At 48.7% G+C, this 16,023-nt stretch carries 14 protein-coding genes; 3 read left to right on the top strand and 11 right to left on the bottom strand.

From position 1 onward, the window contains the following. Window positions 1–54: 54 nt before the first annotated feature. From ACDE64_RS05010 to ACDE64_RS04995, 4 genes are all read right to left on the bottom strand, one after another. Window positions 55–1,560: a glycoside hydrolase family 32 protein gene (locus tag ACDE64_RS05010; protein WP_411349196.1), complete on the bottom strand. Its 1,506-nt coding sequence runs from the start codon at window positions 1,558–1,560 to the stop codon at window positions 55–57. A 4-nt stretch (window positions 1,561–1,564) separates the two neighbouring features. Further along, the gene (locus ACDE64_RS05005) at window positions 1,565–3,175 is read right to left on the bottom strand and encodes an ABC transporter substrate-binding protein (protein WP_411349195.1); all 1,611 of its coding nucleotides are present in this window, start codon (window positions 3,173–3,175) and stop codon (window positions 1,565–1,567) included. A 65-nt stretch (window positions 3,176–3,240) separates the two neighbouring features. Beyond that, complete coding sequence (locus ACDE64_RS05000) at window positions 3,241–4,122, bottom strand: carbohydrate ABC transporter permease (protein ID WP_411349194.1); 882 nt, start codon at window positions 4,120–4,122, stop codon at window positions 3,241–3,243. 41 nt (window positions 4,123–4,163) lie between these two features. Beyond that, window positions 4,164–5,135: an ABC transporter permease gene (locus ACDE64_RS04995; protein WP_411349193.1), complete on the bottom strand. Its 972-nt coding sequence runs from the start codon at window positions 5,133–5,135 to the stop codon at window positions 4,164–4,166. 416 nt (window positions 5,136–5,551) lie between these two features. Here ACDE64_RS04995 and ACDE64_RS04990 point away from each other — a divergent pair, with 416 nt between their 5' ends. Continuing rightward, the gene (locus tag ACDE64_RS04990) at window positions 5,552–6,616 is read left to right on the top strand and encodes a LacI family DNA-binding transcriptional regulator (protein WP_411349192.1); all 1,065 of its coding nucleotides are present in this window, start codon (window positions 5,552–5,554) and stop codon (window positions 6,614–6,616) included. A 247-nt stretch (window positions 6,617–6,863) separates the two neighbouring features. Here the strand turns inward: ACDE64_RS04990 and ACDE64_RS04985 are convergent, their stop codons facing one another. The 5 genes from ACDE64_RS04985 to ACDE64_RS04965 form a co-directional block, all read right to left on the bottom strand. After that, window positions 6,864–8,414 (bottom strand): ABC transporter substrate-binding protein, encoded by a 1,551-nt coding sequence (locus ACDE64_RS04985; protein ID WP_411349191.1) that lies wholly within the window; start codon window positions 8,412–8,414, stop codon window positions 6,864–6,866. Window positions 8,415–8,479: 65 nt separating this feature from the next. After that, a complete protein-coding gene (locus ACDE64_RS04980) occupies window positions 8,480–9,352 on the bottom strand; it encodes a carbohydrate ABC transporter permease (RefSeq protein WP_411346700.1) in 873 nt (290 codons plus the stop codon). A gap of 81 nt (window positions 9,353–9,433) precedes the next feature. Next, window positions 9,434–10,303 carry an ABC transporter permease gene (locus ACDE64_RS04975; RefSeq protein WP_411346699.1) on the bottom strand — a complete coding sequence of 290 codons (870 nt, stop codon included), beginning with the start codon at window positions 10,301–10,303 and terminating at the stop codon, window positions 9,434–9,436. Between the two features lie 301 nt (window positions 10,304–10,604). Continuing rightward, window positions 10,605–12,488 carry an ATP-binding protein gene (locus tag ACDE64_RS04970; protein ID WP_411349190.1) on the bottom strand — a complete coding sequence of 628 codons (1,884 nt, stop codon included), beginning with the start codon at window positions 12,486–12,488 and terminating at the stop codon, window positions 10,605–10,607. A 112-nt stretch (window positions 12,489–12,600) separates the two neighbouring features. Beyond that, window positions 12,601–12,726: a hypothetical protein gene (locus ACDE64_RS04965; RefSeq protein WP_411349189.1), complete on the bottom strand. Its 126-nt coding sequence runs from the start codon at window positions 12,724–12,726 to the stop codon at window positions 12,601–12,603. Between the two features lie 63 nt (window positions 12,727–12,789). On the opposite strand from ACDE64_RS04965, the gene ACDE64_RS04960 reads away from it, so the two are divergent. Continuing rightward, window positions 12,790–13,062: a hypothetical protein gene (locus ACDE64_RS04960; RefSeq protein ID WP_411345379.1), complete on the top strand. Its 273-nt coding sequence runs from the start codon at window positions 12,790–12,792 to the stop codon at window positions 13,060–13,062. 62 nt (window positions 13,063–13,124) lie between these two features. Here ACDE64_RS04960 and rnhA read toward each other — a convergent pair whose 3' ends face one another. Continuing rightward, window positions 13,125–13,805, bottom strand: a complete 681-nt coding sequence (gene rnhA, locus ACDE64_RS04955) for a ribonuclease H (protein ID WP_411349188.1) — start codon at window positions 13,803–13,805, stop codon at window positions 13,125–13,127. Window positions 13,806–13,838: 33 nt separating this feature from the next. Continuing rightward, on the bottom strand, window positions 13,839–15,068 hold the full coding sequence (locus tag ACDE64_RS04950; RefSeq protein WP_411345377.1) for an MFS transporter: 1,230 nt from the start codon (window positions 15,066–15,068) through the stop codon (window positions 13,839–13,841). Window positions 15,069–15,409: 341 nt separating this feature from the next. On the opposite strand from ACDE64_RS04950, the gene ACDE64_RS04945 reads away from it, so the two are divergent. After that, on the top strand, window positions 15,410–15,934 hold the full coding sequence (locus tag ACDE64_RS04945; protein ID WP_411349187.1) for a hypothetical protein: 525 nt from the start codon (window positions 15,410–15,412) through the stop codon (window positions 15,932–15,934). The last annotated feature ends 89 nt before the right edge of the window (window positions 15,935–16,023 follow it).

Genomic DNA, 16,023 nt, shown 5'->3' with positions numbered 1-16,023 from the left:
CGTACATACCTGCATCTCCCGCGTCTTGTATGTAGAGATGCTGTATGCTCGTATTTACGCTTGCCGACTGGTGGATACATCATAAACAGCTACTGATATCCTTGGCTTCTCATTTTGTTCATCAGAACAGCTCATCAAGCCTAATCGCTCTGCACCCGCTGTCGGAAAGACCAGATCGGTCATCACAGCACGACCACCGTCGGCAAACACCTCCACCGATCCGCGATCTACGAAAATACGCAGCTCCCGCACCTGTACATGCGCTGACAGCGCAGCCTCATTTGCCGATAACACAGCTTCATGCCGTCCGGCAAAATGATCATGAAATACTTCATCACCGGATACAGTACGATCAATATACAATGTGCCAGCCACCGCATCGACTCCGATCACGGTACGATGCTGTCCATCGGATAGCACTTCCCATTCCACCGATGCTGTCGTCGACAGAACAACATGTAGCTCATAACTGCGTAGTCGCAATGGAGCTAGCGCTGTCCTTACTTGCTCTAGTGTCGCCTGTTCCAGTTGCAGTAGTGAATGGCGACATTGCTCTAATTCGCTCACCGGAATCTGAAGCAACTGCAAGGAACCGTCCACTCCTTTTTCCAAAAGCAATTCGCGGGCAATCGTCATCGCTCCGCGCCAGCTGCCAGTCGGTGTCGTATTCGCATACCGCCAATTGCTCATCCAACCAATATACAGCCGTCGTCCATCTGCTGCCGGAATGTCTGACCAGCTCACACCCGCATAATTATCTCGCCCATGATCTAGCCAGCGCACCTGCTGTGAAGCTTCATCCGGTATGAAGTGCGTCCCGTCAAACTGTCCGATAAAATACTGGGTTCGCGATCCTTCCGCGCTGGTGCCTGCATCACCGATACTGACCAGCATAATCCAGCGCTGCTCATCCGGCTCTCCATTGTGCACGGGCAGTGGAAATATATCTGGGCATTCCCATACGCCATCATGACTACCAATGCCTTCGCCAAATACACTCAATTCACTCCATTGCAGCAAATTGAATGACCGATACAGTGCCACCGTCTGCCCACACGTAACGATCATAATCCAGCTATTGTCCGGCTCATATCGAAATACTTTGGGGTCGCGAAAATCCGGTCGTGTCTCACAAGTCAGGACCGGATTGCCAGCATACTTTTGCCATGTTCGTCCACGATCATGACTATAAGCAAGACTCTGGCTTTGCCGTACCATTTGCCCAGGCTGCTCGTCATGATGGGTGAAGATCGCCACCAAGCCCGGCTGCTCCGGGAAAAAGCCAGTCGTATTGTGCCAATCGACCACCGCACTGCCGGAGAAGATCGTACCCAGCTCATCCGGTGCCAGCGCAATTGGAAGCTCCCTCCAGTGCACCAGATTATCCGATACCGCATGTCCCCAGTGCATCGGTCCCCACGTCTCGCCAAACGGATGATATTGAAAAAAGAGATGATATTCCCCATCCAGATATACCATACCGTTCGGATCGTTCATCCAGCCGCGTGCAGGCGAGAAATGGTACGCCCCACGATAATCATGTTGTATTTGCAAAGACATGCAATCACTCTCCCGTCTGTTGTAGGCTGCGGTTGTAGCCGTCCTGCCTGATTTTCAGCCATTCTTGTAGTCCAAGTCGATCCAGCTCTTGTATATACTCATTCCACTCCTGATCTGCTTTGCCATTTTGATACCATTCGGTTCGCTTGCGCAGCATGTACGGGAATAGATCGGCTTCAATCGTAGATAGACGATCCAGCTCGTCAATACTGAAAAAGACATTCGGATACGTATGATCTGCCTGCATATGCGGCACCAGTACTTTTTTCATCAGATCCATCCGCCATTTGGCATCATCCGGCATCGTCGTATATTTGCCAAAATAATCGCTCAAGATCGCCAGTGGACCGCCAATGCTCGTCTTCTGACGCACTTCTACCGGTGCAGATCCTTCGAGCGGCAGATGCTTGAGCATTTGCTTTTGCTCATCCAGTTTGAAAATATTCTGCTGGGTAGTATCGCCGTATGTGCCCCAGTTATCCTGTACCGATTGCAGCGGCTCATACAGCTGATCAACCCATTTGGCAGTTTGCTCAAGCTGCTGGTTGCTGCTCGTCACAACCATGCTGCCACGGAAAAAGCCGATGGCATTGTTGCGCGTTACATTCACCTTGCCATCCGGTCCGGCGACTGGCGGCATCAGATCGTATGTCTCATTCATGCCAGTAATATTCGCCTTGTCCCATGTAAAATACAATCCGTACCGATCATCTTTGCCTTTGGCAAGATACGTATTCCAATCCTGCTGGAACGACTCGATATCGATCAATCCATTGCTGTACAGATCGTGGATATAATTGACCGCTTCCCGGTAGCCATCCTGATTACCGGTAAACAAGACATTGCCATCATTGGTCACAACTGTATGATCAGGATTGTCGCCTAGTCCGAACGAGGCGAACAGGAATGTCAGATTCTCGCCGCCCGGCTTGTCAATAAAGGAGAGCGGAATCTCATCCGCCTGCCCGTTGCCGTTCGGGTCTTGCGTTTTGAAGGCGGTCAGAACTTGCTTCAATTCATCCGTCGTCGTTGGCATCTTCAGATGTAGCTTGTCCAGCCACTGCTGATTGATCCACGGCATATCGTCTACGGACTGAATGCGTTCCTTATCCTGTCCCAGCTCCTCGATCCACGGAAACGAATAGATATGCCCGTCCGGTGCGGTGATCATCGTGCGATATTCCGGTCGCTCCGTCAGCACCTTTTTCAAATTAGGCATATACTGGTCGATCAGGTCTTCCAGCGGCACAATCGCACCGTCCTTTGCCAGCTTGAGCAGATCGTAATCGCTATATTCCGCTGCGAAGATCGCATCGGGCAGATCACCGCTAGCAATCATCAGATTGCGCTTTTCAGCGAATACATCACTTGTATAACTTGTCCATTCCACATGTACACCGGTCTTCTTTTCCAAGCGTTGCAGGATTAGCTTGTCATTCGGATCGGCGGGCGCAAGCGGCGAACTGGAAGTGAGAATGCGCAGAATCGGCTTGCCGTCTGCGGTCTTCTGCGGTTGAGCCGATTCACCCCCACAACCGGTGACTAGCAGTGCCAGTACGAGTGCAGGAATACCGACAGCAGCATAGATGTTCTTGCCGGGTTTGACTGTTTTCATAGATCGCAACCTCCTCCGGTTGTACCGGATTATTATGATGTGCCTACATTGTGATGGGCTTGCGCTTATTTCAGCGAGCCGACCATAACGCCTTTTTCAAAATACTTCTGAAAGAACGGGTACATGACCAGCAGTGGCAAACTGGAGATGACAATCGACGAATATTTGATCATCTCAGACAATCGCTTCAGCTCTGCCATCGCCTGCTGATCGCCGATCATGCCGGGTGCCGCCTGATTCTGGATCAGAATAGAGCGCAGCACGAGCTGTAACGGAAACAGCTTGGAATCTTCCAGATAGATCATCGCGTCAAAGTACGAGTTCCATTGCCCGACAAACGCATACAGCGCCAGTACGAACATAATCGGCTTGGACAACGGCAGTACAATTTTGGTGAAAATGATTCGGTCAGACGCGCCGTCTACATTTGCCGCTTCTTTCAGCTCACGCGAGATGCCTTTGAAAAAGGTACGTGCCAAGATGATATTCCACACATTGACCGCGCCCGGAATGAGCAGCGCCCACGGTGTATTGAGCATGCCGAGTTCGCGAATCAACAGATAGGTCGGAATCAATCCACCGCCGAAAAAGAGCGTAATAATGAGTAGCGTCATCACCGTCTTGCGTCCAACTAGCGAATCGTCAGCTAGCGCATACCCAGCGCCAATCGACACTAGCACCGTAATAATTGAGAATGCCGCCGCATACCAGACCGAATTGAAAAATCCGCGAATCATTGCTTCATTGCTCAGAATTTTGCGATAGCCTTCCAGACTCCAATCGCCCGGATGAAAGGACAGTCCGCGATTGAGCAGCACGGTCGGGTCCATAAATGAAGCGATGATAATATAGCCAAATGGAATGACGACGACCAGCACCGCCAATATGAGAAACAGCTTCATGCAAACCAGCATGAACCGGTCAAATGGCGAATTTTGAATTAGCATATGAGCTTCATCCTTTCGTGAATCTTAGTTACGATTAGCGTTTAATACAGCCCTTCATTATCGTTCAGCTTCTTCACGATCAGATTCACGCCGACCAGCAGCACGACATTAATTAAGGAATTGAACAGTCCAACCGCAGCAGAATACGCGTAATCGCCTGATTGCAGACCGATCTTGTACACATAGGTTGCAATAATCTCAGAGGATGGCAGATTCATCGACGTTTGCAGCAGATACGCCTTTTCAAAGCCGATGGACATAATGCCGCCCGCTGCCAAAATGAACACAATCGCCATAATTGGCTTGATCGTCGGCAGATCAATATGCCAGATGCGCCGCAGTAAGCTCGCTCCGTCCAGACTGGCAGCATTGTGCAGCTCAGGATCAACATTGGCAAGTGCTGCCACATAGATGATTGATGCCCAGCCCGCTGTTGCCCAAATATCCGACAAAATGTACACCCAGCGGAAATACTCTGGATCAGTCATGAACATCAATGGCGTGCCTGTAATGAAGCTGATCAGCTGATTGATCGGTCCGGTTGGTGACAGAAAAATAAACAGCATACCCGCGATTACGATCACCGATACAAAATTCGGTGCGTACAGAAAAAGCTGAATATTTTTCTTAATCCCACGGCGGCGAATCTGATTAAGCATCAGCGCTAGCAAAATTGGAATCGGAAAGCCGCAGATCAGTCCGTAGACGCTTAATTTAAGCGTATTCATAAAAATCGTTTCAAAATTTGGCGAGGTCAGAAATTTCTCAAAATGCTTGAGCCCAACCCATTCGCTGTTCCAGATGCCGCGAATCGGGCTGAAATCTTTGAACGCGATGATCGCGCCGTACATCGGACCGTACTTGAATATGAGCGTTAGCAGCAGTGCAGGTGTAAGCAGCACATATAGAAACCGATTTTTCTTGAGCTGCGCCCAGATGCCTTCGCTCGTCCGACGCTTGTGCAGTAACGTTTGCCCGGTATGCCGTTTGCTTGCTTTGGCGGAGCTTTCCATGCTTGTTCCCCCGTTTCATGTCGGTGATAGTATTACAGTTACGTTCTAACCCCAGAATCAGCTCTATAAGTAATCGCTTACATTTTTGTGCGGTTACGATGGCTGTTTCCCGCCAGATAAATGTTCCGCTCCCTTCTGTTCCGCACTGCTAATTCGTATTCGTGTTTACATATGCGATTGTACTTCATCCATTTGTCGCTTTTTTCATTTACAATTTAACAAATAAATTGTTCATATGTCAATATAAAATGTAAAAATAAAGAGACAAAAACATTATCAAAAAATAAACATTTGCACAATTATAGTTTACATTTGTACATCAGGAATTGCTTTTGCCCTTAAACTGATTTATATTCAAACTATGTAATCTTATGAGCGGATTTTCCAACCCAATCATACAAAGGTGGATACGGACTATGACCCGAGAAAAGATAACGATTCAGCATATTGCCGATGCGCTGGGCATTTCGCGCAATACCGCATCCAAAGCACTCAACGATAATGCCGCCATCCCCGCCGAAACCCGGCAAAAGGTCATTCAAAAAGCAATTGAGCTAAAATACAAACAATTCGCCTATATGGAAACCGACAATCTGCTACCGCGCAAAAATGGCAATATCGCTCTGCTGACGACCAATATGCCCAATACGTCACACTTTGGCTCCGCTCTGATCAGCGGTCTGGAGAAAAAAATTAGCGCCGAAGGCTATAATCTATCGATTCATATTGTGCGCAGTGATGAGCGCGACGCTGGCAAACTGCCGAACAACTTCGACAGCACTGCGGTGGATGGCATCGTATGTATTGAACTTTTTGATGCCGCTTACAGCGATATGATCACCCGATTGGGCATTCCGGCGATCTTCATCGATTGCGCAGCAGAGACGGATTATTCCAGCTTTCAAGCAGACGTGCTGCTAATGGAAAATGAACATAGCATCTACCGCTTGACCAAACAATTGCTGGATAGCGGCTACGAACGAATTGGCTTTGTCGGCGACAGACAGCATTGCAAAAGCTTTCACGAGCGCTGGCTCGGATATCGCCATGCCTTGCTGGAGCAGGACATTTCCTTTGATCCGGGGCTGTGTATTATGGATGATGATCAATTTTTTATTTTTGAAACAGACTGGATGGAACAACGACTGGAGCAGCTGGTTCAATGGCCGCAGGCATTTGTATGCGCCAATGACTTTATCGCTGTACGACTGATGAAGGCGCTCAAGGCGCGCGGCTTGTCGCTACCGCAAGATGTTGGTGTGACTGGATTTGATGATGCGACCGAATCACGCATTGTAGAACCACACCTGACGACCGTGCATATTTTTAGCAGCGATATGGGTGTTCGTGCAGCAGACATGCTGCTCTCCCGCATCCGTCATCCCCAGCAGCCATATTACACCGCGCATGTACAGACGAATGTACGTATTCGCGACTCCGCTCCGGCACTGAACCAGTCGGCAGGACTATCTTCGTCTTGAACGTGATGGGTCACATCTATCTATATGGCAAAAGGTCAGATACATCTGTCATGCCAACTTGTCATCGAAATAAGGCGAGTTGATCACTGCACACGCAAACCTATAGATATGCACGTCGAAAAGCCAAACGCCTTGCTACTCCGATACGGATCTCATCCGTAAGCCGGAATGCAAGGCGTTTGGCTTATTCTTGTGATAGGGATTGCATGACAGTTCGTTATTGTGTGGAACTGTCTATTTGAGAATTTTACTTGACAGCCGCAGCTTGATCTTGCTGGGTTTTGTACGCATCCAGTTGGCGTTGTAATTCAGCCATCACTTTATCGTAGCCCGCTACTTTCAATTTGTCGCGGAAGTCCTGTACTGCTTGTGTCGGATCACCGGCTTTACCGTAGGTGATCGCTGGTCCCATCTCTGCCGTTACTTGTGAAATAGCGGTCAGCTCGGATTCGACAGCTGTTTTGTCAAATACGAATTGTCCATATGGATACGGCTTTTTGATTTTGTCGTATTCGCTGTACAGGGTATCGATTTTGTCCCATGTTGTATCGCTTGGAATTTCGTTTTTGTCGACACGACCTGCCCAGAAGTCGGAATAGAATGCATCATTCGTTTCATTGTAGCCCGCAGGCAGTGTGCGTTTGCCATCTTTGATCTCGTATTGTGTACCTTCCATACCATAGTTGATCAGCTGATAAATTTCTTTGTCGTTGCGCATCAGATCGTACGCCATCAGGGCACGTTCCGGGTTTTTACTATGTGCGCCGATCGATACGCCGCCATGTGAGATTGGCATTTCCAGCAGGTTATTGCTTGTACGGGAGAATGGGAACATTTGCAGCTCAGAGCCGGGTTGTTTCTCATCCATCTGTACACGCAGACCGGAGAACGTTTGGGTATGATGCTGATCCATACCAGTTTGTCCAGCTTGCAGTGCAATGCGAGTATCGTTTTTGTTGTTCAATACATCTTCACGCCAGTAGCCTTTATCTGCCCAATCTTTCATCGTTTTGGCAAAATCAAGGAACGTATCTTCGAATACCGGACTGACCACAGTATAACGGTCATCGTACGATTTGGTATTGAATACCGGTAGATATCCGGTCGAGATCGGCAATTCCAGATAGCTGGTATGCGATTGAACCCAGCCGCCAAATGTACTAGTGCTGGACTGTGCATCCCACGGAATGACGCCAGGTTTGTTGTCTTTGATCCATTGCAGATATTTGCCGATCGTATCCCAATCTTTGATCGGCTCGGTGATGCCTGCTTGTTTTGCCCAGTCGCCACGATAGAAGAATCCATGGTTGATCCATTGTGTGTAATCGTTTTCAGGAATCAGAACAATTTTACCGTTATATTTACTTTGATCCCAATCTTCTGCCGGGATTGATTTCCATGTTTCTGGTGCGTATTTTGGCAGCAGATCATCCAGTGGCATAAAGGCGCCACGCTGCGCATTAGACCATGTATCCAGCCAGTCCGTACCGATTGTGATCAGATCGACTGGTTCGCCAGATGCCAGCAGCAGATTGTATTTTGTTTGCCAGTCTGCCCATTCGACCCATTTCCATTTCACTTCGGCATTGATCTTCTGCTTCATGATCGTATTGACTTTTTCCATTACCTTCTCAAATTGTCCGTTCTTTGGCTTGTCACCCAGCGCTACGAAAGTGACGGTTACAAACTGCGATTTGTCATCTCCTGCGCCTGATTTGCTGCCGCCACCACAGGCAGCAAGCGATAATACGATCACTGTGATCAATACTGCCGAGATCAGCTTACGGAATTTCCACATATACGTTCCCCCTTTTGAGAATAGATAGCACCCTATGAATCTGTCGGAGCCTGCCGTAACCAGCTTCAGCCTTTGACCGCGCCAACCGTGATTCCTTTAATAAAATAACGCTGCACGAACGGGTAGAACAGAATGACCGGTCCGGTCGCTACAACAGCGGTCGCCATCTTCATCGTTTCGAGTGGCACATCGCTCATCGATACATTGGACGATGCCGCCGAGTTGCGGATAAAGTCGGCACTCGTTACCACGTTGTACAAAAATAACTGGAGCGGACGATAATCCATATCCGGCGACAGGAACAGCATCGCATTGTACCACTCATTCCAATACCCAAGAGCGATAAACAGTCCAATCGTCGCCAGCGCCGGCGTTGACATCGGCAAAATCAGACGCAGGAAAATCGTAAAGTCACCTGCACCGTCAATCTTGGCAGACTCAGTAATCGCATGCGGAATGGAGCGAACGAAGCTTTTCATCATAATGATCAAAAAGGGACTGAGCAGACCCGGCAGCAGCACCGCCAGATAGTTATCCTTTAGCTCCAAATACTGCGTAATCAGCAGATAAAATGGCACTAGACCACCGGAGAACAGCGTCGTAAAGTAGATAAAGAACGAAATCTTATTCCGATACTGAAAATCCGGGCGCTGTAACGCATATCCCGTCATCGCTACGATAAACAGACCGACTGCCGTACCGACAATCGTGATGCCCATTGTGACCAGATACGAGCCGATAATCAGCTTCGGATTCTCGAATACGATCCGGTACGCAAACGTGCTGAATTCATGCGGCCAGATGTTGAAGCCATATTGCTTGACCGCTGCTTCACTCGTAAACGAAGTGCCCAGAATGAGCAGAAATGGCAGCAAACAGGCAACCGCGAATAGCGCAATGACAACATAACCGACCCAGCTGACAATCGTCTCACTCATGTCCCGGCGGATACGCGCCGGACGTGGAGCATTACCTCCAATAACGTTAACTTTGGGATTGATGTCCATATCGGCGACCTCCTAGAACAGTGAGTTTTCAGGCGAGACTTTCTTGATCACCCAGTTGGCTGTTAATACAACGACAAAGCCGAAGATAGATTGATACAGGCTGACCGCACTACCCATTGAGAAGTTAAAATTCGTCATCAGCGAGCGGAATACATACGTTTCGATAATATCAGTGCTGGCGTACAACGCCGTGTTATTCGCACCGACCAAGTTATAAAATAAACCGAAGTTTCCTTTGAGAATGCCACCGAGTGAGAACAGCAGCAAAATAATAAATGTCGGTTTCAGCCACGGAATCACAATATGGATAATGCGCTGAAACGCATTGGCACCATCGATCTCCGACGCTTCCACAATTTCGCTGTCCAATCCCATAATGGCGGCAAAATATACAATCGAGCCGTAGCCCGTCGTCTGCCACAAATACGTAATGACGATAATAAACGGCCACAGTCCCGGTTCGGAATACGCTTTGACCGGATTCAATCCGAGTCCTGCCAGCACATGATTGAGCAGACCGTAATCATAGCTCAAAATGTTGTAAGCAAGCAGACCGACCAGTACTGCCGAGATAAAGTATGGCAGAAACATGAGCGTCTGCGTGACTTTTTTAAACCACTTTTTGCGGATTTCATTCAGCAGGATGGCAACGGTAATCTGTGCCACATTGCCGATCAGAATAAAGGCGATATTATACGCCACTGTATTAAACGTTAGTCTCCACAGATCGCCGGTCATAACTAGAAATTTGAAATTGTCCCAGCCGACAAACGGACTTCCGAAAATACCATCGGTGTAGTTGTACTTGACGAACGCCAGATACAGACCGGGCATTGGCAAATACGCAAAAATGCAGAAAAACACAATGGCCGGCAAGCACATGATTAGGAGTACGCGGCTATTTTTAAACGTTTTGCGCCGAGAGCTTTTGACACGTACAGCAGGGATCGACTTGGCGGTATCCAATGAACATTCCTCCTTTGTGCTTCGTTGATACGGGTGCCGGAATCGGTCTACATATCGTCCGGCGGGCAACGTAACCTTTACCCTTTTATTGTAAGCGTTTTCTAAATGATTGGTATTTCACTATTCTGCTATTCCCTTTTACGATTCTGCTATATTTGTACGTTATTGTTAAATCGCATATAAAAAAGCCGCGCTCCCCCGCCGCCAGCCACCCGTTTTACACGGGCGTGATTAGCGGAAAAGTAAGCACAGCTTCTGTTCCTTCCCCTTTTTTGCTATGAAATTCCAGTTGACCACCCATCGCTTCAATGATGCGGAACGTTACCATCAGACCTAGCCCGGTGCCCTTTGTTTTGTTGGAAAAGTACGGCTCTCCCAGTCGCGCCAGCTCCTGTTCATCCATCCCGGAGCCGTTATCGCGAATATAGATACAGATGCTATCGTCCCAGCGCCGCGCCTGAATCGTCACATTGCCATCCTTGCGCAGCGCCTCAATCCCGTTCTTAATAATATTAATGCACGCTTGCTTGAATTTGGACGAGTTGCCGCGAATGTATAGCTGCTCTGGCACGTCGATCAGCAAGGTTCCCCCTTGTAAGCTGGCGAGCGGCTGCATAATATTCTCAATATTCGAGAACTCCTGACTCAGATCCAGCATATCCTCCTGATCAAATTGCGGCTTGGCAAAGGTCAGGAAATCGGTAATGATCCCAGCTGCACGATCCAGCTCATCCAGTGCCATTTTCAGATGCTCGCGTCCCTTATCATCAGTGTTCATCTGCGTCAATTGCAGGAATCCGCGCGTCACCTGAAGCGGATTACGCACTTCATGGGCGACCGAAGCCGCCAGTTCGCTAATGATGTCCATCTTCTCCGAGCGCTGCAATTCATTGTTGAACAGCTCCAGCTGGCGTGAATATTCAATCGCCTGCCGCCGATTTTCAGCGAAGACACGTCCCATAATGGCAATGAGCGAAATGACAAAGAAGATCACGCCCCATTTCCACAATACGAGCTTGTAATCACCATCCTGCACATAGTACCAGATCAGCTCAAACCCGGTAATAAGCGCAAACGTCGAGAAGCCTGCCGCAAAAATCTGCGCCGCCCGATTTTGCTGTCGCGCATATCGTAACGTCATAATCAGGAACGTAATCAGTCCGACCAGAATAAACACGCCAAAGATCAGCACGGTCATCACATAATACACTTTAAAATACCGATCATGGGTAAGCGCATTGCCGATCAGCGCCAGCAGACAGAGAATCGAATAGATGTACTGCACCTTTTTCATACGATGAATAAGATTGTTGTACCCTTTGCCAAATACATTTTCAAAAAACTCATAAAATGCCGGCACGAGCACAAACAGACTAATATCGAACAGAAGCGCATACACTCGGTCACCCAGTGGATAAAAGGTAAATAGAAACGGCGAATACGTCACTACGAGCACACCGAGCGCTAGAATCACGATACAGAGACTAAGCCACATTCGCCGCGCTTGCCCTTCTAGGAAAAAGGAGCAGAACGCCATAATGAGCGCTACTAGTACAAATGAGAACCCAATTACCACATCCATCAGATCGGAGCTAACGTAAGTGGTCAGGATGTCCTGATAATCGCCAATTAGAATGCCATTGGTCAGACCGATCTTCTCACGCGCCGACTCGACCCAGATATAGACCATTTTGAACGAATCATCACGGGTAAGCGGCAGCAGCAATTGGTTCTGCTCATAAGCATAGCCGCGCCGGGATTCGTAGATTTTGTTGTCATCCAAGTAGACGATCACATGCTTGCCTTGCAATTCGCGAATGAGCAGACCGGACGTATTCCAGTTCAGCTCCGGCAGCGGAATCCGAATCCAAGCGGACGAGCTGTTGACTGGCTTGCCATCCTTCATTAACTGCGATGAAGTCCAGTAGCTGTTCTGATCATCGTTCCACGGCTTGGATGTAAATGTATTTTGCGCCTGCCAGCGTACTTGCCAGTAATCGATCTGCTGGAAACGCTTGTCTTCACGCATATTGGCAGATAAGGAGAATGCCAACAATACGACGATGACAAAGAGCAGGAATATAACGAAAGCTTTGGGCATAATCTTCATAGAGCACCTCAATCGATAGTGACACATATGTACTACATAATTGGGAAATTCATGCTGAATCCACAAATTCTATTATACTTCTTCCTACCTTGCAGTAACACCATTAAATTCCTGTCTCTGGTAATTTACCTTTTTCGCCAAACGCAGCAGCCGTCCCAATCACACACTGCTGTTCACATCCCGTCAGCGCATGAGCAGCGATATATGGTGTTTGGCAGACAGCCGTCAAGGGTAACCTCCTGTAAGGGGAACGATATCCATTTCCCAAATTGCAGGTAAGGAGCTGAGCAGCATGGCAGACAAACAGCATTATGACGATGTGTTCTGGAAAACGAAGGGCACGCTTCTGGATGATGAGGATGCCCAGTCGGTGTCTGAAGAATTGGAACCCGAACTGCCGCGTGATGCGGAGCTAGCCGTCATTCATCCCGAACGGCTGGATCAGCCGCTGCATCAAGACGTAGCGGACGAAGAGGATTCTGGTCCGCATCCACAGGCAGACCCGGAAGACCAAGATTCAGATACTTCGCTAGCACGACATGAAGATGAAGATCAGAATGATTAAATAAGCCGGAAGCAGGAGAATATTCCCTGACTTCCGGCTTTTTTTGTCATTTTGATACGCTGTTACTTCCGTCCGTAATCGGCTTTCACTTCGCCCCAGCTGCGGGTTTCCCATTTTAATAGCTTGTTGCTGTAGCTGTTCGTGCGCAACCAATGCTCGGCACGGTCGACCAGATCCCAGATCTCGGCGGTCGATGCGTCGCGCACAAGTGTGGACGCTGCCTGCTTCTGCTTGACCCATTTGATGGCGGTTGCCGAGTCGCTGTATACGGTTTTGTTGCTGCCCTGCTTGTTCAAATACGCGAGCGCATGGACAATCGCCAGAAACTCGCCCATATTGTTCGTTCCTTTGGCAATAGGACCTTTGCTAAAAATATCCTGTCCAGTGCGTGTATCTACTCCGCGGTATTCTACCGGTCCCGGGTTGCCGCGTGTACCGACATCGACGGAGATGCTGTCATAATCAATCTGATCCATCGGAATATTGGATGCCGAGGTTTGGCGTTTTCCGTAAACGGATGATTTGCCACTGCTGGATGACGATTTGGCGGATGAACTGCCTGCGGCTTGTCCCCAATGCTTTTTCCAGCCTTCGGTATATGCACGTTCCGCTTCGGCACGTGATTCATACGCTTTGTATTTGGCTTGCTTGTATCCGTTCGTCTGCTGCTGGCATTCTGGCCACGAGCTGTAGATGCCCGGACGATGCCCTTCCCATACGACATAAAATTTCGATTTTGCCATGATACTTCCTTTCCTTACTGTACTCTGTCCTCATTATGAATGGTTGGTGCGTACTTTGGCAACCGGTTCACCTGACGGCTGAGGTGGGATATCCCAGCGGCGACGCGCCACCATGAACGCGCACAGTAACAACAGCAAGCCGTTGATAATGAACACAAACCGGATATCGAGAAACGAACCGAGCAGACCACCGATAATCGGTCCTGCCATCGTCGCAATCTGAGATGCTGACTGATTCAAGCCGAATGCACGTCCGCGAAATTCCGGCGGCGTAACCCGGACGATCATGGCGTTGATCGACGGCAGTACCGCTGCAAAGAACAAGCCGTACCCAAACCGCAGCGTACCAAAGCCCCAGATGTTCGTAAAGAAAAATTGCAGCATATTGCCGATGCCACTGCCGATCAGACCGATCAACAGCACCTTGCCAAATCCAACCTTGCTGCCAATGCGTCCCCAGCGCGGTGCCATAATTAGCGTCGCTACGCCGACTGCCGAGAATACGATCCCCGCACTGAGCGAAGCGCTGCCCGCTTCCACGCCCATACTTTTCACATAAATCGTAATGAGCGGCTCCAGAATCATAACCGAGAAGTTCGCCACCGCCGTCAAAATAAGCAGCGAAATGAATATCGGATTGCCTGCTGCCTGCCGAATATCATCGCGCACACGCGAGCGCTTGGCAGAGCGGTTGAAGTTATGCTCCTTCGCCCAGATCGTCGCAATCAACGCCGCGATCAGCACGATCAATGCGGAAAAGAGAAAGGCATTGCGATTACCAACGTAGTAGCTGACCACCCCGCCAATTAGCGGACCGATGATAGTACCCGTTGCACCAGATGTTGCCATCACACCGAGGGCATAGCCCGTTTTATCCTCTGGCGTATTCGTACCGACCAGCGCAATCGAGGCAGGTACGAAGCCTGCCAGCAAGCCCTGAAACAGCCGTACGACTAGAAATATGTAGGGATCGGTTACAAAATAACTGAGCAAATACAGCGCCGCTAAACTGAAACCGGAGCGGATCAGCATCGGCTTGCGACCGTATTTATCTGCCAGCGAACCCCAGAATGGCGAGATGAGCGCGCTCGCTAGAAACGTAATACCAAATGACACACCAGACCATACGGCTAGATGGTTATGCACACCCAGTTCCGTTTCCAAAAAGATCGGCAAAAACGGAATCGAGATTGAATATGCCATACTACAAAAAAACACTCCAAGCCAGATGACGACAAGATTTCGCTTCCAAGAAAATTCCATCCGGTCCCAACACATCCTTTCGTTATCGTCCATTCTACTCCTGACGATCACAAATTCCAAATCGTTCCACACGCATTTCCGCTATCTCTAGCATTGACTTCATTTCTATTCATATTATTGTCGCGACATTTATCTGCACCACCATAACGGGAAGGAGCGGCTTGGAATGGTTGTATAAGCTAGGTGTAGAGCGTATGGATATCGTCACTTTAAAATTAAGATGTCAATTATCGAAGATTGGGGTAAGAACAAGTAAGCGTTTCAGCGCGAGGTATTCATTTTCTTAAAACTATTTACAACTGAATGACCATACATGAAGCATACTCAAGGAGATGATCAGCATGAATAAACCATTTGATAATAATCGTGATGCCGCTGCACAGGAATATAACCGTTACCAAACACTGGATTCGGTAACTGCTCGTGATGAAAAAGAACTGTCTAGCATTCCCGAATCCGATCTGGATATTGTAGAACCAACTGTGCGCGATGACGAAGGCATTCAACCTGTCGTTAGTGAAGAGCAATCAGTAAACGAGCTAAGCCGTGAAGAACGCCTGTCAGGTGATCGCCATACGATTGATCTGGATACTGGTGTGAATGCAACAGGGCAACCGCTAGATCCCGTAAACAATCCACTAGGCGGCGAATATGTCGACAACGAAGTGACTGGCGATACGGTAGTGGATGATTCGCTCGAAGACGGTCCACTGCCGGATATTCCCGATGCGGACGAACTGAACGGAGAAACACCGGAAGATCCATCAGTGCCTTCATCATTTGATCAGGATGCACACGGAACGGATCTGCGTAACGGCTCGGTAGGTCATGATGATCCCGATGTACCGGAACGTGACCGCCGCTGATCAGCGGACTCCTTTTAGGCGGATTGACAGCTTCCTTTGAACAAAATCATTTTGTTAGAAATAGGATAGGGAACTGTCGATCACAGCAA

Source organism: Paenibacillus sp. WLX2291, from assembly GCF_046603665.1.
Lineage (GTDB): Bacteria > Bacillota > Bacilli > Paenibacillales > Paenibacillaceae > Saccharibacillus.
The sequence above is the reverse complement of the archived record's forward strand: the minus strand, read 5'-3'. Positions and strand labels throughout refer to the sequence as shown.

Coding starts and splice junctions, on each gene's coding strand:
- ACDE64_RS04980 (WP_411346700.1), bottom strand. CDS start 9,352: ATGAGTGAGACGATTGTCAGCTGGGTCGGTTATGTTGTCATTGCGCTA.
- ACDE64_RS04995 (WP_411349193.1), bottom strand. CDS start 5,135: ATGGAAAGCTCCGCCAAAGCAAGCAAACGGCATACCGGGCAAACGTTA.
- ACDE64_RS05010 (WP_411349196.1), bottom strand. CDS start 1,560: ATGTCTTTGCAAATACAACATGATTATCGTGGGGCGTACCATTTCTCG.
- ACDE64_RS04960 (WP_411345379.1), top strand. CDS start 12,790: ATGGCAGACAAACAGCATTATGACGATGTGTTCTGGAAAACGAAGGGC.
- ACDE64_RS04985 (WP_411349191.1), bottom strand. CDS start 8,414: ATGTGGAAATTCCGTAAGCTGATCTCGGCAGTATTGATCACAGTGATC.
- ACDE64_RS04950 (WP_411345377.1), bottom strand. CDS start 15,068: ATGGAATTTTCTTGGAAGCGAAATCTTGTCGTCATCTGGCTTGGAGTG.
- ACDE64_RS04975 (WP_411346699.1), bottom strand. CDS start 10,303: ATGTGCTTGCCGGCCATTGTGTTTTTCTGCATTTTTGCGTATTTGCCA.
- ACDE64_RS04945 (WP_411349187.1), top strand. CDS start 15,410: ATGAATAAACCATTTGATAATAATCGTGATGCCGCTGCACAGGAATAT.
- ACDE64_RS05005 (WP_411349195.1), bottom strand. CDS start 3,175: ATGAAAACAGTCAAACCCGGCAAGAACATCTATGCTGCTGTCGGTATT.
- ACDE64_RS05000 (WP_411349194.1), bottom strand. CDS start 4,122: ATGCTAATTCAAAATTCGCCATTTGACCGGTTCATGCTGGTTTGCATG.
- ACDE64_RS04990 (WP_411349192.1), top strand. CDS start 5,552: ATGACCCGAGAAAAGATAACGATTCAGCATATTGCCGATGCGCTGGGC.
- ACDE64_RS04970 (WP_411349190.1), bottom strand. CDS start 12,488: ATGCCCAAAGCTTTCGTTATATTCCTGCTCTTTGTCATCGTCGTATTG.
- rnhA (WP_411349188.1), bottom strand. CDS start 13,805: ATGGCAAAATCGAAATTTTATGTCGTATGGGAAGGGCATCGTCCGGGC.